The sequence below is a fragment of the Pseudomonas sp. ICMP 8385 genome (genome assembly GCF_002699915.1).
GTDB classification, from domain to species: domain Bacteria; phylum Pseudomonadota; class Gammaproteobacteria; order Pseudomonadales; family Pseudomonadaceae; genus Aquipseudomonas; species Aquipseudomonas gessardii.
This window is the reverse complement of the sequence record NZ_LKBY01000135.1, coordinates 121,913-143,881: the sequence shown is the minus strand read 5'-3', so window position 1 is coordinate 143,881 and position 21,969 is coordinate 121,913. Positions and strand designations below refer to the sequence as shown.

Annotated in this window: 15 protein-coding genes, 1 rRNA gene and 1 pseudogene; 7 read left to right on the top strand and 10 right to left on the bottom strand. The window is 63.3% G+C overall.

Features of this window, described 5'->3' with window-relative positions; genetic code table 11:
- Nucleotides 1-95 precede the first annotated feature (95 nt).
- Together rrf and mrdA are read left to right on the top strand one after the other, a co-directional pair.
- A 5S ribosomal RNA gene (rrf, locus tag AO268_RS27350) occupies nucleotides 96-211 on the top strand.
- 304 nt (nucleotides 212-515) lie between these two features.
- Nucleotides 516-2,408, top strand: a complete 1,893-nt coding sequence (gene mrdA / locus AO268_RS27345) for a penicillin-binding protein 2 (protein ID WP_099170443.1) — start codon at nucleotides 516-518, stop codon at nucleotides 2,406-2,408.
- 72 nt (nucleotides 2,409-2,480) lie between these two features.
- Here mrdA and AO268_RS27340 read toward each other — a convergent pair whose 3' ends face one another.
- From AO268_RS27340 to AO268_RS27320, 5 genes are all read right to left on the bottom strand, one after another.
- Nucleotides 2,481-3,452, bottom strand: coding sequence for a cyclase family protein (locus tag AO268_RS27340; protein WP_076965209.1), 972 nt, complete (start codon nucleotides 3,450-3,452; stop codon nucleotides 2,481-2,483).
- 28 nt (nucleotides 3,453-3,480) lie between these two features.
- The gene (locus tag AO268_RS27335) at nucleotides 3,481-4,239 is read right to left on the bottom strand and encodes an SDR family oxidoreductase (protein WP_099170442.1); all 759 of its coding nucleotides are present in this window, start codon (nucleotides 4,237-4,239) and stop codon (nucleotides 3,481-3,483) included.
- Nucleotides 4,240-4,271: 32 nt separating this feature from the next.
- On the bottom strand, nucleotides 4,272-5,720 hold the full coding sequence (locus tag AO268_RS27330) for an aldehyde dehydrogenase family protein (RefSeq protein WP_099170441.1): 1,449 nt from the start codon (nucleotides 5,718-5,720) through the stop codon (nucleotides 4,272-4,274).
- A gap of 2 nt (nucleotides 5,721-5,722) precedes the next feature.
- Nucleotides 5,723-6,829: a tartrate dehydrogenase gene (locus AO268_RS27325; RefSeq protein WP_076965212.1), complete on the bottom strand. Its 1,107-nt coding sequence runs from the start codon at nucleotides 6,827-6,829 to the stop codon at nucleotides 5,723-5,725.
- Between the two features lie 128 nt (nucleotides 6,830-6,957).
- Nucleotides 6,958-7,833: a LysR family transcriptional regulator gene (locus tag AO268_RS27320; RefSeq protein WP_099170440.1), complete on the bottom strand. Its 876-nt coding sequence runs from the start codon at nucleotides 7,831-7,833 to the stop codon at nucleotides 6,958-6,960.
- Nucleotides 7,834-8,259: 426 nt separating this feature from the next.
- Here AO268_RS27320 and AO268_RS27315 point away from each other — a divergent pair, with 426 nt between their 5' ends.
- From AO268_RS27315 to AO268_RS27295, 5 genes are all read left to right on the top strand, one after another.
- Nucleotides 8,260-10,617, top strand: a complete 2,358-nt coding sequence (locus AO268_RS27315) for a DNA polymerase II (RefSeq protein ID WP_099170439.1) — start codon at nucleotides 8,260-8,262, stop codon at nucleotides 10,615-10,617.
- A gap of 228 nt (nucleotides 10,618-10,845) precedes the next feature.
- Nucleotides 10,846-11,400: a DUF4174 domain-containing protein gene (locus tag AO268_RS27310; RefSeq protein ID WP_099170438.1), complete on the top strand. Its 555-nt coding sequence runs from the start codon at nucleotides 10,846-10,848 to the stop codon at nucleotides 11,398-11,400.
- Nucleotides 11,401-11,529: 129 nt separating this feature from the next.
- Complete coding sequence (locus AO268_RS27305) at nucleotides 11,530-12,045, top strand: sigma-70 family RNA polymerase sigma factor (RefSeq protein ID WP_099170437.1); 516 nt, start codon at nucleotides 11,530-11,532, stop codon at nucleotides 12,043-12,045.
- A complete protein-coding gene (locus tag AO268_RS27300) occupies nucleotides 12,042-13,001 on the top strand; it encodes a FecR domain-containing protein (protein ID WP_099170436.1) in 960 nt (319 codons plus the stop codon). Before AO268_RS27305 ends, AO268_RS27300 begins: the two co-directional genes overlap by 4 nt.
- An 82-nt stretch (nucleotides 13,002-13,083) precedes the next feature.
- Complete coding sequence (locus tag AO268_RS27295; RefSeq protein ID WP_099170435.1) at nucleotides 13,084-15,504, top strand: TonB-dependent siderophore receptor; 2,421 nt, start codon at nucleotides 13,084-13,086, stop codon at nucleotides 15,502-15,504.
- A gap of 527 nt (nucleotides 15,505-16,031) precedes the next feature.
- Here the strand turns inward: AO268_RS27295 and AO268_RS27290 are convergent.
- From AO268_RS27290 to AO268_RS27270, 5 genes and pseudogenes are all read right to left on the bottom strand, one after another.
- Nucleotides 16,032-17,438, bottom strand: coding sequence for a lipid II flippase MurJ (locus AO268_RS27290; RefSeq protein WP_099170434.1), 1,407 nt, complete (start codon nucleotides 17,436-17,438; stop codon nucleotides 16,032-16,034).
- Entirely contained in the window at nucleotides 17,438-18,259 is an 822-nt protein-coding gene (locus AO268_RS27285) for an acyltransferase (protein WP_099170433.1), read from the bottom strand. Before AO268_RS27285 ends, AO268_RS27290 begins: the two co-directional genes overlap by 1 nt.
- Nucleotides 18,256-19,653 (bottom strand): annotated as a pseudogene (locus tag AO268_RS27280) (O-antigen ligase family protein). Before AO268_RS27280 ends, AO268_RS27285 begins: the two are co-directional and overlap by 4 nt.
- Nucleotides 19,653-20,756, bottom strand: a complete 1,104-nt coding sequence (locus AO268_RS27275; RefSeq protein ID WP_099170432.1) for a glycosyltransferase family 4 protein — start codon at nucleotides 20,754-20,756, stop codon at nucleotides 19,653-19,655. The pseudogene AO268_RS27280 and the gene AO268_RS27275 overlap by 1 nt, the downstream one beginning before the upstream one ends.
- A complete protein-coding gene (locus AO268_RS27270; RefSeq protein WP_099170431.1) occupies nucleotides 20,747-21,961 on the bottom strand; it encodes a glycosyltransferase family 4 protein in 1,215 nt (404 codons plus the stop codon). Before AO268_RS27270 ends, AO268_RS27275 begins: the two co-directional genes overlap by 10 nt.
- Nucleotides 21,962-21,969 lie beyond the last annotated feature (8 nt).

Sequence of the window (21,969 nt, the reverse complement as noted above, 5' to 3'; positions counted from 1 at the left end):
GACGACCATAGAGCATTGGAACCACCTGATCCCATCCCGAACTCAGTCCCAATTTGCTGAAGCGAGGCATCTGCCGCGACTCAGTACCCGAATTTCTTGACGACCATAGAGCATTGGAACCACCTGATCCCATCCCGAACTCAGCAGTGAAACGATGCATCGCCGATGGTAGTGTGGGGTTTCCCCATGTGAGAGTAGGTCATCGTCAAGATTAAATTCCGAAACCCCAATTGCGAAAGCATAGTGAAACGATGCATCGCCGATGGTAGTGTGGGGTTTCCCCATGTGAGAGTAGGTCATCGTCAAGATTAAATTCCGAAACCCCAATTGCGAAAGCAGTTGGGGTTTTGTTTTGGGCGGTTGAAAAGGTTATGGCATGTCGACATCCAACTGCCCTTCGGTCAATTCAATACAAAGTGTTTCGGTAATTTTGGTAAGGTGCAGCAGCTTTTTCAGGGACGACCTTTTCAACCGCAGGATGCGGCATCGCCCTTATTCAACGAGATGCTGTAGAAATGCCTCAAGCCATACCGATCAAAGACCACGAAAAAGAACACCGCCTGGTCAACAAACGCCTGCTGGCCTGCGCCGTGCTGGTACTTGGCATCACCTGTACCCTGGTCGCCCGCCTGTATTTCCTGCAAGTGGTGGAGTTTGACTATCACTCCACCATCTCTGAAAACAACCGTGTCCACGTCCTGCCTATCACCCCGACCCGCGGTCTGATCTATGATCGCAACGGTGTGGTTTTGGCCGATAACCGTCCCAGTTACAACCTGACCATCACCCGTGAACGGGCTAGCGACCTGCAAGGGGAGTTGGACTCGATCATCACGTTGCTGCATCTGCCCGCTGCAGACCGCGTAGCCTTCGACAAGGCCCTGAAGCAGGCGCGTCACCCGTTTGTACCCGTGACGTTGTTCTATGAATTGACTGAAGAGCAGATCGCCCTATTGGCCGTCAACCAATTCCGCCTACCCGGCGTGGAGGTCGAGCCACAGTTCGTGCGTCACTACCCGTTGGGTGCCCACTTTGCGCATTCCATTGGTTACGTGGGCCGCATCAACGAAAAAGAGTCCAAGGCGCTGGATTCAGTCGAGTACCGTGGCACGCAATCGATTGGTAAAACCGGCATCGAGTGTTTCTATGAGTCGCAATTGCACGGCCATGTGGGTTACGAAGAGGTCGAGACCAATGCCCAGGGCCGGGTCCTGCGGGTGCTTAAGCATACCGACCCGGTCCCTGGTAAAAACATCGTCCTGAGCCTGGATATCAAGCTCCAGGAAGCCGCCGAAGAAGCCCTGGGCGATCGTCGCGGTTCAGTGGTGGCCCTCGACCCGCAAACCGGCGAAGTCCTGGCGATGGTCAGCAAACCCAGCTTTGACCCCAACGCGTTCGTCACCGGCATCAGCTTCAAGGAATATGCCGCGCTGCATGACTCCCTCGACCGCCCCCTGTTCAATCGGGTGCTGCGCGGGCTGTATGCACCCGGCTCGACGATCAAGCCGGAAGTGGCCATCGCCGGTCTCGACAGTGGTGTGGTCACCGCTCAGACCCGGGTCTTCGACCCCGGCTACTACCAACTGCCGGACTTTGATCACAAATACCGCAATTGGAACCACAATGGCGATGGCTGGGTGGATATGGACGCCGCCATCATGCGCTCCAACGATACCTACTTCTACGACCTGGCCCACAAACTGGGGATCGACCGCCTGCACGACTACATGGCCGAATTCGGTCTTGGCCAGAAAGTCTCCCTGGATATGTTTGAAGAGTCCGCCGGCCTGATGCCATCCCAGGCCTGGAAGCGTGCGACCCGGCGCCAGCCCTGGTTCCCCGGGGAAACCGTGATCCTTGGCATCGGCCAGGGCTATATGCAGGTCACCCCGTTGCAGCTGGCCCAGGCCACAGCGCTGATCGCCAACAAGGGAGTATGGAATCGCCCGCACCTGGCCAAGAGCATCGACGGCGTGCCACCCGTGGACGAAAACCCGATGCCCAATGTCGTGCTCAAGAACCCCCGCGACTGGGATCAGGTCAACCACGGCATGCAAATGGTGATGCACGACCCGCGCGGGATTGCCCGGGCGTCGGCCGCCGGCGCACAGTACCGGATCGCCGGCAAGAGTGGCACCGCGCAGGTGGTGGCAATCAAGCAGGGCGAGCGCTACAACCGCCTGAAGACCCGCGAGCGCAACCGCGACAACGCGTTGTTTGTCGGCTTTGCCCCGGCCGAGCACCCCAGGATCGTGATTTCAGTGATGATTGAAAACGGCGAGGCGGGCGGTCGCGTGGCTGGCCCGGTGGTACGCCAGATCATGGATGCCTGGTTGCTCGACCAGCAAGGCCATCTGAAACCGCAGTATGCAACCCCCGCCAAGGCAGCGGGCGACCCACGCGTCTGATGCCGGGCTAAACGTCACAAATACACGGCCAGAAACGCACAGCGTCCCTGGCCGTGTCCTACGAGTGGTGAACTACTTGATCACCACCGGGTTCACCGGCGCGCCGCTGCCGCCGACAATCTTCAACGGTGCGGCGGTGTAGAGGAACTTCCACTGGCCGTCGTCGGCACAATCGGCGGCCAGTTCCTCCAGCAGCACAATCTCGGTAAAGGCAATGCCGAGGTTGCGCATCAGCGCGCAATGCAATGGAATCTGCACCCCCGACACCGGGTCGGTGATCACCTCGTTGGCGATGGTATCGGTCACCAGGTTGGGGATTTCCATGGCATGGAACCACTCCACCAGTTCCCGGCTGTAGGTCAGGCCGGGCTCCACCAGGTCCTTGAAGAACTCGGTCTTGCCATACTCGTAGAACGCACCCATGGAGCCGGTACGGATGATCAGGATGTCGCGCTTTTCGATGGTCACGCCCTGGGCCTTGGCAGCGGCCAGCAAGTCCAGGTGGTTGAAGGTTTCGCCACGGCCCAGGTATTTCTTGCCACGATGGCGGGCCATGTCGATCAGCACTGCGCGCCCGACCACGCCGCGCTCGGCAATCGCCAGCACACTGGCCTTGGCCATGCCGCCGACGGTGCTCATGGCGTCGTAGCCGTTCCACAGTTGATTGTCATACCAGGCATGCCCCAGGGCATCGTACTGGGTCGAGCCTTGCAGCTGCATGAAGATCACATCGTCGCAATACGCCGCGCCGCCGGTCATTTCGGGTTGCTTGCCGAAGTGATAGTGGCTGTGATCCAGGGTATTGAAGCGCATCGATGGGTTGCGCGCCGGCCACATCGGGTCGCCGCCCGGATGGCCGATCTGCACTTGCAGGGTGAAGGTCTTGCCCTGGCGCACCGCGGCCACGCCGCGCAGCACTTCGGTTTCGGTCAGGTAATTGAGGGCGCCGACTTCATCGTCCGGTCCCCATTTACCCCAGTTCTTTGGCAGGCCTTCGAGTAATTGCCTGGTGTTCGGTTCGTTCTTGTTATGTAAGTCACACATATCGACTCCGATCCCTTTGGTCGTTGAGTTACACGCAGCGCCCACCATCGACTTCAAGGCAGGTGCCGGTGATAAAAGCCGCTTCGTCCGAGGCCAGGTACAGGCAGGCATTGGCCACGTCCTGCGGGGTGGAAAAACGTCCCAGGGGGATGGTCGCCATGAACTTCTGGCGGTTTTGCGGGGTGTCCGGCACGCCCATGAACTCACTGAGTAACGCGGTTGCGCCGACCACCGGGTTCACGCAATTGACGCGGATATTGTCCGGCCCCAGCTCTGCCGCCATGGTCTTGCTCATGACCACCACCGCGCCCTTGCTGCCGTTATACCAGACCAGCCCCGGGCGCGGGCGGATCGCGGCGGTCGAGGCAATGTTGACGAACACGCCGCCGCCCTGGCTGCGAAAGTGCGGCACAAAATGCCTGGCGCTGAGGAAGATGCTTTTGACGTTGACCGCGAACACCCGGTCGAACTCGGCCTCGTCCACCTCCAGCATCGGCCGGTTGCGGTGGGTGGTGCCGGCGTTGTTGATGACGATATCCAGCCCGCCGAATTGCTCCAGGGTCGCGCGCAGCAGCGCGCCCATGCTTTCATCATTGGCCACATTGACCTCGACGAAATGCGCATGACCGCCAGTGGCGGCGATCTCATTGACCACCCGCTGGCCGCCGGTGGCGTTCATGTCGGCGACGATAACCCGCGCCCCCTGTTGGGCGAAGGTCTTGGCGATGCCTTCACCAAAGCCGGAACCGGCGCCGGTGACGATGGCCACTTTGTTTGCTAGACGCATGGAGTGTGCTCCTTTTTTGTTGTTGTAAGGGCTTAGCCGTGTTTGATCGCAATGGTCTTCAAGGTGGTAAAACCCAGCAGGGCCTCGAAACCTTTTTCCCGGCCATAACCGCTGGCCTTGACGCCGCCGAAGGGCAGTTCAACCCCGCCGCCGGCCCCGTAGTTATTGATAAATACCTGGCCACAGCGCAGCTTGCGCGCCAGGCGCATCTGCCGGGCGCCGTCGCGGGTCCATACGCCAGCGACCAGGCCGAAATCGGTGCCGTTGGCCAGGCGGATCGCCTCGGCTTCGTCGTCGAAGGGCATCACGGCCAACACCGGGCCGAAGACTTCCTCCTGGGCCAGGCGGCTGTCGGGCGGCACATCGCGAAACAGCACCGCTTCCTGGAAGTAACCACCACTGCCGGCCTCGGCCACCACCTGGCCGCGCGCGGCCACGGTGATGCCGGCCTGTTCGGCCTCGCGCACGAACTCGCGCACCAGGCGTTGCTGCTTCTGGTTGATCAGCGGGCCCATGTCCAGGTCCAGCGCCGAAGGCCCGGTGCGCAGTTCGCCAAAGCGCTGGCTGAGCTGCTCCACCAGCGCTTCATAAATGCTGCGCTCCACCAGCAGCCGGCTGCCCGCCGAACAGGTCTGCCCGCAGTTCTGCACAATGGCGTTGACCAGCACCGGCAAGGCTTCGTCCAGGTCGGCATCGGCAAATACCAGTTGCGGCGATTTCCCGCCCAGCTCCAGGGTCACCGGGCAGTGCCGTTCAGCGGCGGCTTTGGACACCGCCGTGCCAGTCACGCTGGAGCCGGTAAACGAGAGGTGGTCGATACCCGGATGGCTGCACAACGCCGCGCCGGCCTCGTAGCCGTAGCCGGTCACCACGTTGATCGCGCCGGCCGGGAAGCCCACCTCGGCGGCAATCTGCGCCAGGCGCAGCAACGACAGGCTGGCGTCCTCGGCCGGCTTGACCACACAGGCATTGCCCGCCGCCAGGGACGCGCCGACGCTGCGCCCGAAGATCTGCATCGGGTAGTTCCACGGGATGATATGCCCGGTCACCCCATGGGGCTCGCGCACCGTCAGCACCGTGTAGCCGTTCTGATAAGGCAGGGTCTCGCCGTGCAACTTGTCGGCCGCGCCAGCGTAGTACTCGAAATAACGGGCGAGGGCGGTGGCATCGGCCCGGGCCACTTTCAACGCCTTGCCGGTGTCCCGCGCCTCGATCTGCGCCAGTTCTTCGTGATGCTCCAGTACCGCCGCGCCAAGCCTGGCCAGCAGGCGGCTGCGCTCCAGGGCCGACAAGCTGCCCCATGGGCCATCGAAGGTCTCGCCCACGGCCAGGCGCGCGGCGCAGACGGCGGCGTCGATATCGGCAGCGGTGCCACGGGCGAGGCTGGAATAGGTTTCGCCGCTGCTGGGATCGATCACCGGGATGTCTTCCAGGGACGTCGAGGCCTGCCATTGGTTGGCGATGTAATGTGCGTTGATCATGTTCAGCTCCTGTTCCCGGCGATGCATTCGGCGATGGCCACGCCCACTTCAATCGTACTGGCGCTGCCGCCCATTTCCCGGGTGCGTGGGCCTTGCGCAAGCACCGTCTCGATGGCCGAGACAATCGCAGCTGCGGCCTCCTGGTACAGCGGCTCGCCATTGCCCAGGTGCTCGATCATCAGCGCGGCCGACCAGATCTGCCCGATGGGGTTGGCCACGCCCAGCCCGGCAATGTCCGGCGCCGAACCGTGTACCGGCTCGAACAGCGACGGGTAGCGCCGCTCGGGGTTGAGGTTGGCCGACGGCGCAATGCCGATGGTGCCGGTACAGGCCGGGCCGAGGTCGGAGAGGATGTCGCCAAACAGGTTGGAGGCCACCACCACGTCAAACCAGTCCGGGTGCTGCACAAAGTGCGCACACAGGATATCGATATGGAATTTGGCGCTCTTGACGTCTGGGTAGCGCTGGGCGATCAGGTTCACCCGCTCGTCCCAGAACGGCATGGTGATGGAAATGCCGTTGGATTTGGTGGCGGCCACCAGGTGCTTGCGCGGTCGCCGCTGCGCGAGTTTGAAGGCATAGTCCACTACCCGGTCCACGCCTTCGCGGGAGAAGATCGACTCCTGCACCGCGATCTCGCGCGGCGTGCCTTCCCACATCCGCCCGCCGACGCTGGAGTATTCGCCCTCGGTGTTTTCCCGCACCACGATAAAGTCGATATCCCCCGGCACACGGCCGGCGAGGGGGCAGGGCACGCCGGGCATCAGGCGTACCGGGCGGATGTTGACGTACTGGTCGAACTGACGGCGGATCTTGAGCAGCGACTCCCACACCGCCGTATGGTCGGCGATGATATCCGGGGCACCCACGGCGCCGAAGAAGATCGCGTCATGGCTGCCGATCTGCTCGGCCCAGTCGTGCGGCATCATGGTGCCGTGGGCCAGGTAGTGCTCGCTGCACCAGGCAAAGTGATCGAACGCAAAGGCAATCCCGAAACGCCGGCTGACGGCCTCCAGTACGCGCAGGCCTTCGGGCACCACCTCGCGGCCGATACCGTCGCCGGGAATCACCGCAATACGATGAGGGGTGCTGGTCGTGGAATTGGACACGCCGTGTCTCCTGTTTTTGTTGTTGTCAGTGAGGCGGGGACATTCTTGGCACAGCTGCCGCGGTGGGGGAATTGCTGATTATGGAAGTGGCCTTCGCAAGACTCGAAGGCCAGCGGCAATGCGCAGTACTAGGCAACGAGGTAGTCGAATAGCGCCAGGCTTGTAGGAGAAGGCTTTTCCTGACGCATGCAGAGGTACATCTGGCGGTCGGCCCATGGGTCGTCGATTTCGATAAAGCGCAAGGCCATTTCCTTGCGAAAGATCTGCACCGCACCCTGGGGCAACACGCCAACCCCTTGCCCGGCGGCAATCAACCGGCACACGGCTTCAAAGCTGCGCACCTGGACCCGCAGGCGCAGCGGCATGCCAATCGCGGCGGCGGCTTCGGTGATCAGCGCGGTGATGGCGGCGTTGTCCTCCAGGCCGACAAAGTCATAGCCCAGCAAATCGGCAAAGCGTGCATGGCGCATCTTGAACGGATGATCATCGGGCACCAGCAGGCACAGGCGGTCCTGGCAGTACGGGGCAAAGCGCAAGTCCTCGCCGCCCGGCTGGGTGGTGACGATGCCCACATCGGCCACGCCATCACGCACCGCCTGCAGTATTTCGCGGCTGCGCTCCTCGCGGATATCCAGGCGGATACCGGGATGCAGGGCGTTCCACTGGGTCAGTTGGCTGGGCAGTTGCTGGCTCATCGCCGAACTGTTGGCATACAGGCACACACGGCCGGTGGCGCCCTTGGCGTAGTCGGCGAGGTCGGCGTGCATCCCATCCACCGCGCGCAAGATCGCCAGCCCATGCCCGGCCAGCACCTCGCCGGCCGCCGTGGGCGAGACGCCGGTGGAAGAGCGATACAACAGGGCGACCTTGAAATGCTGCTCGAGCAACGACAGGCGCCGGCTGGCCGCGGACAGCGAGAGGTGCGACTGCTCGGCCGCCCGGGACAGGCTGCCGAGCTTGACTGTCTTGAGGAACAGCGCGATGGAAGTAAGATCGGGGGCCATGCCAGAGTCCTTGTGCGCGGTCTGTGAAAACTACGCAGTTGGGACCGGACTGTCCAATCGTCTGCCCCCTGTTGATACAACGTTGGAGGCACCGCCGATCCCTTGTGGGAGCTGTCGAGCCCCGGCGAGGCTGCGATGGCGGCGGCATTGCCAGCATTGATGGTGACTGACCCTCCGCCATCGCAGCCTCGCCGGGGCTCGACAGCTCCCACCTTTGATCTTTGCTGCCTTGAGTAATGTGTCGGTTAGAACTCGATGCTCGCCGACAGCTTGGCCACCCGTGGGTCGCCCTGGGTCAGCTCAATGGCGCTTTACAAACTAGTGTGTGAGGTACGACGTATCTGAAGGCCAGAAATTTCTATTAAGGCCTGATGGCGGATGCCGAGTAGAATCGCGCCCTGAAAGCGATTCCTGAGGTGCGGCAAGGTGGATTTACAGCAGGGTTTTGTCCTGACCCGGCATTGGCGCGACACCCCGGCGGGCACGCAGGTCAGCTTCTGGTTGGCGACCGACCAGGGGCCGCGGTATATCCGTCTTCCGGTGCAGCCTTCGGTGATGTTTATTCCGCTGGCCCATCGCGAGCACGCGCAACGGGTGCTCAAGGGCGAGCGCGAGGTAGAACTGCGCCCGCTGCAACTGTGCGACTTCCACCACCGCCCGGTCCTGGGCCTCTATACCCGCCAGCATCGCCAGGCGATGGACCTGGAAAAACGCCTGCGCCAGGCCGGTGTGGATGTCTACGAAGGCGATGTGCGCCCGCCCGAGCGCTATATGATGGAGCGCTTTATCACCGCGCCGGTGGCGTTTGGCGGCACGCCGGGCGAGGACGGGATGTTGCTGGAGGCGCAGATGAAACCGGCGCCCGACTACCGCCCGGCGTTGAAGCTGGTGTCCCTCGACATCGAAACCACCGCGCGCGGCGAACTGTATTCCATCGCCCTGGAAGGCTGCGGCGAGCGCCAGGTGTACATGCTTGGTCCGCCGAACAAAACGGACGCGGTGGATTTCAAGCTCGACTACTGCGACAGCCGCGCCCAACTGCTGGAGCGCCTGAACCAGTGGCTGGCGCAACACGACCCCGACGCAATCATTGGCTGGAACCTGGTGCAGTTTGATCTGCGGGTCCTCCACGAGCATGCCCAACGCCTTAAGGTGCCATTGTTGCTTGGCCGTGGTGGCGAGGCCATGGCCTGGCGCGAACACGGCAGCCGCAACCATTACTTCGCCGCCGCTGCCGGGCGGCTGATCATCGATGGCATCGAAGCCCTGCGTTCGGCGACCTGGAGCTTTGAGTCATTCAGCCTGGAAAACGTCGCCCAGACCCTTCTTGGCGAAGGCAAGTCGATTTCCACACCCTACCAGCGCATGGATGAGATCAACCGCATGTTCGCCGAGGACAAGCCTGCCCTGGCGCGCTACAACCTCAAGGACTGCGAGCTGGTGACGCGGATTTTTGCAAAGACCGAACTGCTCAAGTTCCTGCTGGAGCGGGCCAGCGTCACCGGCCTGCCGGCGGATCGTAACGGCGGTTCGGTGGCGGCGTTCACCCATTTGTACATGCCGCTGATGCATCGCCAGGGCTTTGTCGCGCCCAACCTGGGGGACAAGCCGCCCCAGGCCAGCCCCGGCGGTTTTGTCATGGACTCGCGGCCGGGGTTGTACGAGTCGGTGCTGGTGCTGGACTACAAAAGTCTGTATCCGTCGATTATCCGCAGCTTCCTGATCGACCCCGTAGGCCTGATCGAAGGCCTGCGCCACCCTGACGACAGCGCGTCGGTGGAAGGCTTTCGCGGCGCGCGGTTTTCCCGCACCCGGCATTGCCTGCCGTCGATTGTGGCGCGGGTCTCCGAAGGCCGCGAGGTGGCCAAGCGCGAACATAACGCGCCGTTGTCCCAGGCCCTGAAAATCATCATGAATGCCTTCTACGGCGTGCTGGGCTCCAGCGGCTGCCGGTTCTTCGATACGCGGCTGGCCTCGTCCATCACGATGCGCGGCCACCAGATCATGCGCCAGACCCGCGAGCTGGTCGAAGCCCAGGGGTATGAGGTGATCTATGGCGATACCGACTCCACCTTTGTCTGGCTTGGCAGTGCCCATTCCCAGGAGGAGGCCACGCGCATCGGCCAGGGCCTGGTGCAGCACATCAACCACTGGTGGCGCGAACGCTTGCACAGCGAGTTCGGCCTGCAAAGCGCCCTGGAGCTGCAATACGAAACCCACTTCAGCCGCTTCCTGATGCCGACCATTCGCGGGGCGGAGGAGGGCAGCAAGAAGCGCTATGCCGGCCTGGTCAGCCATGCCGATGGCAGTGAAGAGATGATCTACAAAGGCCTGGAGACTGTGCGCAGCGACTGGTCGCCCCTGGCCCGCCAATTCCAGCAGGAGTTGTACCAGCGCATCTTCCACCGCCAGCCCCACCAGGATTATGTGCGTGACTACGTGCGCCGCACCCTCAGTGGCGAGTTCGATGAGCTTCTGATCTACCGCAAGCGCCTGCGCCGGCAACTGGGCGACTACGAACGCAACGTGCCGCCCCATGTACGGGCCGCGCGCCTGGCGGATGAATACAACGACCGCCAGGGCCGCCCACGCCAGTATCAGAACGATGGCTGGATTCGCTACGTGATCACCGTCAACGGCCCCGAACCCCTGGAAGTACGCCAGGCGCCGATTGACTACGACCACTACGTCACCCGGCAATTGCAGCCGGTGGCCGATGCGATCCTGCCGTTTGTCGATGACGATTTCAGCACCCTGGTCGGTGGTCAGATGGGCTTGTTTTAACCTGTGGCTGACGCTTCACCCGGCCCCGGCCCCGGTGCCTGCCTGGCACTGGCCCAAGCCGTAAACCTTGGCAATCAGAAGAAACAATGAGCCCCGAAGCGCCTCAAGCCCTTGCGTCGCGGGCGTCCTGGCCTACTCTTTCTGAAGGTCGCGTAGGAATCATCCTTGAAATTGACTGTCGCAGACATGAAACTCAAAAACTCTGCATGGAATTGGAAGGAGGTACGCATGCTCGTCCGGTCGCTGACCCTGGCTACCTTGATGGCGTTTACGGGGCCGTTGTTGGCTGCGGATAACCGAGGCCCGCTGGAACAGGATCAAGGCAAATTCCGCCCGCTGATCGTGATTGCACCCAGCTCCATCGACCCGACTCAGGTCCAACTCAAGAAAGACCTTGAACAGCCTGAGAACAAACAGAAGTTCACTGAGCGCAACATGGTGCTCTACACCGTGAACTACACGAGCATCGGCACCGTCGGCCAGCGTGACGGCAAGGACCTCGGCGCCCAGGACACCAATGCGTTGATCCGCGCCTTGAAGCTGGGGGCCAGTGCCGGCACCAAAGTGATCCTGGTGGGCAAGGACGGCGAGAAGAAAGTCGAAAAGACCGTGCCCCCCGATACCCTTGACCTTGCAGAGTTCTTTGCGGCCGTCGACAAGATGCCGGCGGCAGAAAAAGAAGCCGCCGCCCCCGCCGAACCGGAACCCGCCGCACCGGCGGCAGGCAAGCCTGGGGCCAAGGCCAAGCCTGGCAAGCACGCGCCGCAACCGCTGGAAGATTGATGCTCCTTGCTGGCGCCTACAGGGGAGGTGCCAGCGAACCCTACAAGCTGTATGCCACTTGCAGGCATTGCGCCATGAAGCATATGATAACCGTTATCATTTACGACTTGCCTTCTGTGCGCACCCTCCATGCCCCCGACCCCTGCGACAAGCCCAACTGACCTGGCCACGCTGTATCAGCAGCAACACCGCTGGCTGCAGCACTGGCTGTGGCGTCGCCTGAACTGTTCGCAGAGCGCCGCCGACCTGGCCCAGGACACGTTCCTGCGTCTGCTGGCCAAGAACCAACCCCTCGAAGTCCAGGCGCCTCGCAGCTTTCTGGCGAAGGTTGCACAGAGTGTGCTGTCCAATCACTTTCGGCGGCAGAAGCTGGAAAAGGCCTACCTGCAAGCCCTGGCGCTGTTGCCCGCAGAGGTGGCCCCCAGCGCTGAGACGCAATGGCTGCTCCTGGAAACCCTGATGGCCCTCGACGAAGTGCTCAGCCGCCTGGCATTGCCAGTGCGCCAGGCCTTCCTCTGGTCGCAGCTCGACGGCTTGGGCCACGGCGAAATTGCCGAGCGCCTGGGCACCAGCATCACCACGGTCAAGCGCTACATCGTCAAGGCCGGTGCGCAGTGCATTGTGCTCGACAGCCAGCGTCCATGAATCCCTCGCCCCTGACCCTGGACGCCGCCGAGCAAGCCATGCACTGGCAGTTGGAGTTGCAGGCGCCGGACGTCACCGAACAGACCCGCGCGCAGTGGCTGGCCTGGCGCCAGCAGGACCCGCTCAACGAGCAGGCGTGGCAGCATGCCCAGCGATTTTTCCAGCGGATGCACGAGGTGCGCGACCCGGCGCACCAGGCGCTGGTCAGCGCCACCCTGTTGCCGGCGATGTCCCGGCGCCGGGTGCTGAAAAACCTGGCCCTGTTGCTGGCCGCCGGCAGCGTGGCGTGGACCGCCCGGGATAGCGGACTGTTGCAACCCTGGACCAGCGATTTCAGCACCCAGGTCGGTGAGCAATGGCGCATCGACCTGGCGGACAACAGCGAAATCCAGCTCAACACCGACACCGCTGTCGATGTGCACTACAGCCCCGCCCAGCGCCAGATCCACCTGTTGCGCGGGGAAATCCTGGTGCTGCCCAACCTGCTGGACGCCCGCCCGCTGTGGGTGAAAACCGCCGAAGGCCTGACCCAGGCCACGGGCGGTCGTTTCAGCGTGCGCCAGCGTGATGGCTTTACCCAATTGGGGGCCGACCAGCAGCCACTGGCGGCGCAGATTCCATCGCGCAACCTGAGCCTTTCGCCCGGCGAAATCATCAGCTTTGACCAACAGACCCTGCTGGCGCGGCGCCCCCAGCGCGCCGGCGAGCTGGCCTGGAGCCGCGGCATGCTCGTCGCCGAAGGCCTGCGCCTGGAAGACTTCCTCAATGAACTGAGCCGCTACCGGCGCGGGCACCTGGATTGTGATCCGAGCGTGCGCGAGCTGCGGGTGTCCGGCACCTATCCGTTGGCCGACACCGACCGTATCCTCGCGGCGCTGCAACAGACCCTCACGCTGGATGTGCAACATTTCACGCGGTTCTGGGTCACGTTGAAACCGCGTCGGGCGCAGGTCTGAATTTATTTTGCATGCAGGTGGTCCGTTTGCGAATCTCACGAGACTTATATCCCCAGACACTCACTTATCTGGGGAACAGGGCATGCACCCGCAACGCACCATCCGGGCAACACTGAAAAAATCACTGGCCGTGGCCGTCGTCCGCGGCATCGCCAGCTTCGGCGTGGCCGCGCCGTTGCTGCTGGCGCCGGCCTGGGTCATGGCCGCACCGCAGCAGGCCTTCGATATTGCCCCTGGCTCACTGGCCAGCGCGTTGAACCAGTTTGGCCAGGTTACGCAGATCCTGCTGTCCTACCCGGCCGCGCTGACAGAAGGGCAGACCAGCCCGGGCCTGCAAGGGCAGCATGACCTCGACAGCGGCCTGGCGATCCTGCTCAGTAACAGCTCGCTGCAAGCCGTGCGCGGCAGCGGCGATAACTACTCCCTGGAACCCCGTCCTACCGGCGGCGCATTGCAACTGGGCACCGTGTCGATCTCCGGCAAGGCGCCGGGCTCGACCACCGAAGGCACCGGTTCCTACACCACGCAGTCGTCCAGCAGCTCCACGCGCCTGAACCTGACGCCCAGGGAAACCCCGCAATCGCTGACCGTCATGACCCGCCAGCGCCTGGATGACCAGCGCCTGACCAACCTGTCCGATACCCTGGATGCCACCCCCGGCATCATCGTATTGCGCGATGGCCTGGGTTCGGAAAGCGACAGCTATTTCTCCCGTGGCTTCCAGATCCAGAACTTCGAAATCGACGGCGTGCCCACCGTCACGCGCATGGACAACTACACCCAGAGCATGGCGATGTACGACCGGGTGGAAGTGGTGCGTGGCGCCACTGGCTTGATCAGTGGTATGGGCAACCCCTCGGCCACCATCAACCTGATCCGCAAGCGCCCGACGGCCGAGGCGCGGGCCAGCGTCACCGCTGAAGCGGGCAATTGGGACCGCTACGGCAGTGGCCTCGACGTGTCCGGCCCGCTGACCGAAACCGGCAATGTGCGTGGGCGCCTGGTGGCCGACTACAAGAGCGAACATGCCTGGGTTGACCGCTACAAGCAGCAGACCCAGCTGCTGTACGGCATCACTGAGTTCGACCTGACTGAAGACACCCTGCTGACCCTGGGCTTCAGCTACCTGCGTACCGACGTGGATGCCCCGGCGCGTTCCGGTTTGCCCACACGCTTTACCGATGGCTCGCGCAGCAACCTCAGCCGCTCCCTGAATACCGCGCCGGCCTGGTCCTATAACGACCATGAGCAGACCAGCTTCTTTACCTCCATCGAACAGAAGTTCGACAGCGGCTGGAGCGCCAAGGCCGAGTTCACCCATTCGCAAAACAAGTTCGATGAGGTGTTCAACTACGTCAATGGCAGCCTCAACAGCGATGGCAGCGGCACCACGCAGTTGCCGGTGCGTTTCTCCGGTACGCCGCGCCAGGACAACCTCGACCTGTACGCCACCGGCCCGTTCAACCTGCTGGGCCGCGAGCACGAGTTGATCGCCGGCGTGACCCTGTCCAAGTACAAGGAAAACGTGCCCAGCCATGGTGGCTGGAACTATGCGTATTCCGGCTCTCCGGCGGGCGCCATCGACAACCTGTTCGACTGGGACGGGCACTCGGCCAAGCCGGACTTCCCGGTGACCGGTAAATCCTCGGTGGATGAAAGCCAGTACGCCGCCTACCTGAGCACCCGCCTGCGCATGACCGACGACCTGAGTGTGATCCTCGGCAGCCGGGTTATCGACTGGAAACGCGACACCGCAGACAGCCCCTACGGCGGCGTCGCCACCCGTACCAGCGAGTCGGAAACCGGTGTGTACATTCCCTACGCGGGTGTGGTCTACGACCTGACCGACAACTGGTCGGCCTACGCCAGCTACACCAAGATCTTCAATCCCCAGGCCAGTTGGGTGCGTGATATCAACAACAAGGCCCTGGAACCCATGGAAGGCAAGGGCTACGAGCTTGGCTTGAAGGGCAGCTTCTTCGACGAGCAGTTGAACACCAGCCTGGCGCTGTTCAAGCTGGAACAGGACAACCTGGCGATCTGGATCGACACCCCGGGCGGCAACACCTACCGCAACGAGAAGGGCACCACCACCGAGGGCGTCGAGCTGGAACTCAACGGTCAATTGGCTGAAGACTGGCAAGCGTCTGCGGGCTATGCCTATGCGGTCAGTACCGATGCCGACGACAAACGCATCGTCACCACCCTGCCGCGCCAGAGCTTGAAGACCTTCACCACCTACCGCCTGCCGGGCGCGTTGAACAAAGTGACCGTGGGGGGCGGGGTGAACTGGCAGAGCAAGGTCGGTGAAGACCTGCACACGTTCAGCCAGGGCAGCTACGCCATCACCAACCTGCTACTGCGCTATGACGTGACACCGCAGTTGAGCACCTCGGTCAACCTCAACAACCTGTTCGACCGCGAGTACTTCAGCTATGCCGGCAACCACGGGATGTACGGCGCACCGCGCAACCTGATGACCAGCGTCAAATACGACTTCTAGACCCACCCACGACCCCCTGTGGGAGCGGGCTTGCTCGCGATAGCGGTAGTTCAGCCACTATTTCTACTAGCTGACACACCGCCATCGCAGGCAAGCTCCCACATTTGAACTGCGGTGTGGCAAAAATCCTATGCCCAACAGAGCCCCCCCTGTGGGAGCGGGCTTGCCCTAATGCCAGTCAGTTAAGCCTTTTTGTAGGAGCGAGCTTGCTCGCGAAGAACTTGAGAGCGCCGCGTTTACCTAGCAAACACGCGTTATCGTTGACGCCCTTCGCGAGCAAGCTCGCTCCTACAGAAAGCAGAATCCGCTTAACTGACTGGCATTAGGGCTTGCCCGCGATAGCGGTAGTTCAGGCACTATTTCTACTAGCTGACACACCGCCATCGTCGGCAAGCCAGCTCCCACATTTGAACTGCGGTGTGGCAAAAATCCTATGCCCAACAGAGCCCCCACTGTGGGAGCGGGCTTGCCCGCGATAGCGGTAGTTCAGGCACTATTTCTGCTAGCTGACACACCGCCATCGCAGCTTACGCCTTCCACGGCTTGAACCACAGCCCCAACCCTGCCAATACCACGATGCCCGCCAAGGTACTCAACCCCAACTGCCAGCCATCGTTGTGCAGCGGGTGCAGCACCAGCGCCGCCGCTGCCAGCAACACCACACTCAGCCCCCACTGCAACGGCCAGCCCAGTTGCCCGAGCAGGTGTTGGCGTTGCATCAGCAGCAGGTTGGTGACGATCACCCCGCCCAGGGCCGCCAAGGCAATCCCCGGCAAGCCCAGGAAGTACGGCAGCAAGACCAGCAGGCCGGCATTGACCAGGCTGCCCAGCAATTCACAGTTGAGCGGCAGGCGTGTGTCGCCGCTGGCGTAGGCATAGCGCGCGAGCATGGCGTTCCAGGCGCCGAACACCAGGGGCGTGGCGAACCAGGCGAGCAGGGCGGGCAGCGGGCCGTCGGCGCTTTGTGCGGGCATCAGCAGGTGAATCAGCACGGGGCTGGCGCCAATCAGGCCGAGGGCGGCGGGCAGGCTCAGCAGGGTGGCGGCGTCCAGGCCACGGCGCAGCAGGGCCAGGCGTTGTTGGCCTTGCTCTGCGCTCATCATCCCCAGCAATACCTGGTTAAGGCTCATCAGCGCAATCAGCGGCAGGTTGATCAGCTTGCGCGCCAGGTTGACCCAGGTCACCGCGCCTTCGCCCAGGTAGCTGGCGATCAACCGTTCAAGCAAGGCCAGGCCCTGGCTGGCGAGATTGCTCGCCAGCAGCGGACCGATACGCCCCAGCAACTCGCGGCCGGCCAGGGCATCGCCCTTGAGCTGCCAGGGGCGCCAGCCGAATGACCAGACCGGCGCCAGCAGCGGCAGGCACATCAATACGCTACCGGCAAAAAAACACATCGCCAGTTCCGCGCTGTCGCTGGCCGGGCCGCGGATAAACAGGTACAGCACCGGCGGCAGGTTGAACAGCAACGAGCCCAGCCCCGGCAGCACAAAGCGCTGGCGCGCCTGCAACGGAATACTGAACAGGCCATGCATCACCAAGCCCGGCGCACAGGCGGCCAGCCAGCGCAGGTTGGCGGCGGCCTGGTCGTGGGCGGCAGCGTCCAGCCCCGGGCCGATCAGCCGGACCCACAATGGCGCGCCAAGGGCCAGCACGGCGAACAGCGCCAGGCCCACGCCAAGCAGGCGCGGCGACAGGCTGGCCAGCCAGGCTTGCTGGCGTTGCGCATCACGCTGTTGATAGAGGGGCAGGGCAGCGGCGGCGAGCAAGCCGGCGGCCAGGGTCATGCGCAGCGCTTCGGGCAGAAACACCGCCACCAGGAACCCGTCGCTGCGGCTGCCCGCACCCCAGGCCGCCACCAGCAGCCATTCGCGGGCAAAGCCGGCCACCAGCCCGGCCAGGGTTGCCAGGGTCAGCCACAGGGTGCTGCCAAACATCAGTGGAACAGGGTGAACAGGCCCTTGCCACCCACCTTGTAGTTCAGCCCGCGAACGCGCTCGCCCATGACTTTGGCGCCGGTGCCGCCGACAATTTTGTACGGCGCAACGGTCTTGGCCACCACCGTATTGGCGGTCACCACCGAGCCCTCGCACAGGTGGGTGCCGAAGCCGATCAGCGCACGGCTGCCGATCCACACATAGTCGTCGATATAAATCGCCCCGGAAATCGACCAGAACTCCGGTGCCTGCAAGTCATGGCTGCCGGCGATGATCAGCACATGGGAGGCAATCGCCACATGGTTGCCGATCACCAGGCCGGAGCGCGCATCCACCTGGCAATGCCAGCCGATCACCGTGTCGTCGCCGACCCTCAGGTTGTGGATGCCCAGCACCTCGGTGTTGCGCCACAGGCTCGAGCCCTTGCCGATCTTGGCGCCGCCCAGGCGCAGCCAGCCGATACGGATATGGTGGCTGGGGATCTTGTTGATCAGGATGTTGTAGGCCATGTCCCAGGCGCTGCGCCAGCGGTCCTTGAGGGTTGCCCAGTTCTTGCCATAGAGCGGCAGGAACTGCGCCGGCACATCCTGCTTCAGGCGATGGAACAAACGGCGTGCCACCGGATGCTCGATGGTCGGCTCCACATCGATGGCGCTTATCCAGAAGCGTTTGTTCTCGCCTTCGCCTTCTTCAAAGACCACCTCGTTGGCCAGGCACCAGGCCAGGCCGTCTTGCAAGTCTTGCAGGCTCACGCCCAGTTCACTGGCCAGGGCGGGCAGGCGGTCACGCAGGTCGGGGGAGTGAATAGTGCGATGTTTCATGGTCGGTCATCCTTTGGCACGGAAACAGGAGCGGTCAGGGTCGGGCTCAGGCGTACCTGTTGCAGGCTGATGCCCATCAACAGCCAGAACAGTGCGATCAAGACAAAGGTGAAGCTGAAGTAGTGGTCGAAAATTCCGGTCAGCAGCGCCGCCAGCACACCGCACACGCAGCCCAGCCACAGGGCATTGTCGGCAGTGACCTTGCGCACCGAGCCCAGCGGCCGCACTTCGCGCCACCACAACACGGTGACGGCGATAAACAACAGCATCCCGGGGATGCCGATCTTGTAGATGAAGTTCAGCCACAGGTTGGAAATCCCTAGCAGGTTGCTGCCCGGCACCGGAGGGTCGATCTTGAAGCCGATGCCCAACGGGTACTTGGCCATCACGTCGGGGAACCCGGCGTACTCGTCGAAGCGGATCTCGGTACTGGCGTTGGTGGTCGAGAACATCGTCATCAAACGGTCCTGCAACGGCGGATAGAACAGCACCAGGGCGACCACAAAGGCCACGCCGATACCGATGATCCGCCCGCTGTGGGGCACGCGCTTGTAGGTCAGCCAGATCAGGATCAGCGCCAGGGCCACAATCGCGCCCCGGGAGATACTCAACAGCAGGCCGGCGCAACCGAGTACCGCCACTGCCAGGCCCAGGGCGCGGCGCCAGCCGTTGCGGGTCCAGCCGTAGAACAGCGCCAGCGGGATAAACAGCACCAGCACGCCACCGGTCAGGTTTGGGTGGACCCAGGGCGAGGCCATGCGCTTGTAGTTGGCCGAGAAGATGTCCTTCACCGCCTCGGGGTGGGCGTACTTGAGGTCGGTGAGAATGTCGATCATCGACATCGCGTTGCGCGTCTTGAGGAACATGAAGATCGACAGCAACAGCATCGCCAGGTTGCCCAGCAGCAGGGCGACCACCACTTTGTCGCGGTCGGCATCGGTGCGCAGCAGCAGCGGCACGATAAACAGCAGCGACAGGTTCATCAGCCAACGCACCCAGTTCACCGGGCCGTTGCCCTCGGCGTGGATGATGAGCATGCCCCAGATAAACGGGATGGTGCTGAACAGCATCAGCCACATCAAGGCCCGCTCGGTGGGGCGCCAAAGCAGCAAGCCACGGGTCTTGCCGATAAACGATTGCCAGAACACCCCAGCCCAGGTCAGGCCCAGCACCGCCTCGCTGACGGTGGTGCGGATCCCCAGCTGCAAGGTGGTGTAGGGAATGCTGGTGGCCAGTACGGCAAAGATCAGCAAGCCCCACTACGGTTTGCGGATCAGGGTCAGCGCCACGCCCAGGCCGACCACGATCATCAAGACCTTCATCGGCGGCAGTGCCAACAGCAAGCCACCGAAGACCAGGCCCAGGAGCAGACTAACGAGTTTTCCTGGCAGCATTAGCGGTTCAATTCCTTGAGCAGTTTATCCAGGTGCAGGCGATAGGCCGGTTCGGCAAACTGCCGGGCCCATGTGCGTTGCAGTTCGCGGTCGGCCGTGGCCCCGGGGGGCGCCAGTAAGAGCATCAATGTTTGCAGTTGCTCGGCGTCGTCGGGCGCAAAGCGCGGTGCGGTGGGCGGCGCCACTTCATCCAGGGCCGAGCCACGGGCCACCGCGACCGGCGTGCCGACACTCAGCGCTTCCACCACTGGCAAACCAAACCCTTCAGCATAGGACGGCTGCCACAGGTACGCGGCATGCCGATAGAGCGCCTGCAACTGGCCGTCGGACAAGCCGCTGCACCAATGCAGGCCCGGCAATTCGCCCAGGGTGGCCGGCACATCGCTGGCATGGCCGACCAGTACCAGGTCCGGCACGTTCGGGTCCTGGGCGCGGCTGGCCTGCCATTGCGCCAGGAAAAACGCCATGTTCTTGCGCGGCTCACGGGTGCCCACCACCAGCCAGTAGCGCGCTGGCAAGCCTTCGGGCAGCGGCTCGGGGGCTGCGCTGAACTCCGGCACCAGGTTGTTCAACACGCGGAACTTGGCCCGCGCCCAGGGGAACAGGCGCGCCGCTTCATCGCACGAAAACTGCGACGGGCACCACACCCGGTCCGCCTGCCACACCGACCAGGCAATCGACGCCCCATCGATCAGGCGGTAGGCCAGGGCCTTGAGCCGGGAGCGATGGAAATTGCGCTGGGTCAGTTGAAACAGATCGTGCAGCACCAGCACATAACGGGTGCCGGCGGGCTTGCGGCACAGGGGCAAGCCCATGTTGGCCGTGGCGATGTACAGGTCGATCTGCTGTTGGTGGATTTCCCGGGGCAGGAAACCGCGCTCAAAGCGCCAGCGCACCTGGGGCCGTTGCAGGCCTTCGAGGGGGCTGGCCCAGGGTGGGCACACCGCCGTGTCGCGCTGGGGATGATCCAGCGGCGCTTCGGTAAACAGCACCACTTGCGTCGTGTCCCGTGCGCGCAAGGCGTGCTCCAGGGCCAGCACCTGGCGGGCGATGCCCGACGAAGGTGCGACCGTGGCCGGGCGGTAATCCAGGGCTACGCGCATGCTTGGGGCTCCTGTTGGGTGGGCAAGGTGCGGTAGATCTGCTCCAGTTCATTCGCGGCCACCGCCCAGTCGTGATGGTTGCGCGCATACTCCCGTGCAGCTTCCGCCAGTTGGCTGGCCAGCGCCGGTTCGTCCAGCAGGCGCACAATTCCCTCGGCCAGGGCCTCGGCGCTTTCACCGGCCAGGTAGTGCGCCTGCGCCTCGACCGCCAGCCCGGACACGCCCTGGGCGGTGCTTACCAGCGGCAGGCCGGCGGCCATGGCTTCCAGCACTTTGAGTTTGGAGCCGCCGCCATGGCGCAGCGCGGCGACAAAACCTGCGCAACGGCGCTGCAAGGCGCTCAGGTCGGGGACAAAACCCTGCCAGTCAATACGTTCGTCCGGCCAGCGCTCGCGCCAGTGTGCGGGCAAGCCGAAGCCGGCCACCGCCAGGCGGGCAGTGGGGCACTGCAACCAGACCCGGGGGAAGATATCGTCGAGCAGCCACTGCACCGCATCGAGGTTCGGCGCGTATTCGTAGTTACCGACAAACAGCAGGCGCTGGCTCTGCGGGTCGGCGCTGACGGCGCTGAACGCGCGGCTGTCGACCCCATTGACCACCACACTCACCGGTGTGGCGGTCAACTGGCCGATGGCCTGGGCATCGGCCTGGGTCACGGCCACCACATGGCACGCCGCGTCAAACGCCTTGCGTTCCCACTGCCGGCAGCGCCACTGGTCGTAGCGCACGAACAGTCCGGCCCATTTGGGGAAGCGGTCATAGGTGGCACCGCCCAGGCTCGATTCCAGGTTGTGCTCGGTGAGCACGAAACCCTGCGATTGCTGGCGCAGGATAGTGAGGTACGGTTGCAGGCTGTAGCTGTGCTCGACCTGGATCACATCCCAGGTTTCGTCCAGCAGCTCGTTAAAGCGCGCCTGCAACGCTGGCGACAGGCCGTTGACCGTGGTCAGCAGCGGCCAGGGCGCAAACACCCCGGCAAGCAGGGTCATGGGGTGTTTCAGCGGCCGGCGCGGCACTACGACCAGGCGTTCGAGCAAGGGCTCAAGGGCGGCGTGCACGGCAGCATCGGCCGGAGTTTTCGATTGCACCAGCAAAGTGATGCGATGCCCGCGCTCACTCAAGGTGCGCAGCAAATGGTACTGCCGGGTCTTGCCGCCGCTGGTCATCGGCCACGGCAGATAGGGCACAATCCACAGGATTCTCACGTGCAGCT

Bases quoted from the DNA above. Each gene is read 5' to 3' on its own strand.
- mrdA (WP_099170443.1), top strand. From the start codon at position 516: ATGCCTCAAGCCATACCGATCAAAGACCACGAAAAAGAACACCGCCTG.
- AO268_RS27340 (WP_076965209.1), bottom strand. From the start codon at position 3,452: ATGTGTGACTTACATAACAAGAACGAACCGAACACCAGGCAATTACTC.
- AO268_RS27335 (WP_099170442.1), bottom strand. From the start codon at position 4,239: ATGCGTCTAGCAAACAAAGTGGCCATCGTCACCGGCGCCGGTTCCGGC.
- AO268_RS27330 (WP_099170441.1), bottom strand. From the start codon at position 5,720: ATGATCAACGCACATTACATCGCCAACCAATGGCAGGCCTCGACGTCC.
- AO268_RS27320 (WP_099170440.1), bottom strand. From the start codon at position 7,833: ATGGCCCCCGATCTTACTTCCATCGCGCTGTTCCTCAAGACAGTCAAG.
- AO268_RS27310 (WP_099170438.1), top strand. From the start codon at position 10,846: ATGCTCGTCCGGTCGCTGACCCTGGCTACCTTGATGGCGTTTACGGGG.
- AO268_RS27305 (WP_099170437.1), top strand. From the start codon at position 11,530: ATGCCCCCGACCCCTGCGACAAGCCCAACTGACCTGGCCACGCTGTAT.
- AO268_RS27300 (WP_099170436.1), top strand. From the start codon at position 12,042: ATGAATCCCTCGCCCCTGACCCTGGACGCCGCCGAGCAAGCCATGCAC.
- AO268_RS27295 (WP_099170435.1), top strand. From the start codon at position 13,084: ATGCACCCGCAACGCACCATCCGGGCAACACTGAAAAAATCACTGGCC.
- AO268_RS27290 (WP_099170434.1), bottom strand. From the start codon at position 17,438: ATGTTTGGCAGCACCCTGTGGCTGACCCTGGCAACCCTGGCCGGGCTG.
- AO268_RS27285 (WP_099170433.1), bottom strand. From the start codon at position 18,259: ATGAAACATCGCACTATTCACTCCCCCGACCTGCGTGACCGCCTGCCC.
- AO268_RS27275 (WP_099170432.1), bottom strand. From the start codon at position 20,756: ATGCGCGTAGCCCTGGATTACCGCCCGGCCACGGTCGCACCTTCGTCG.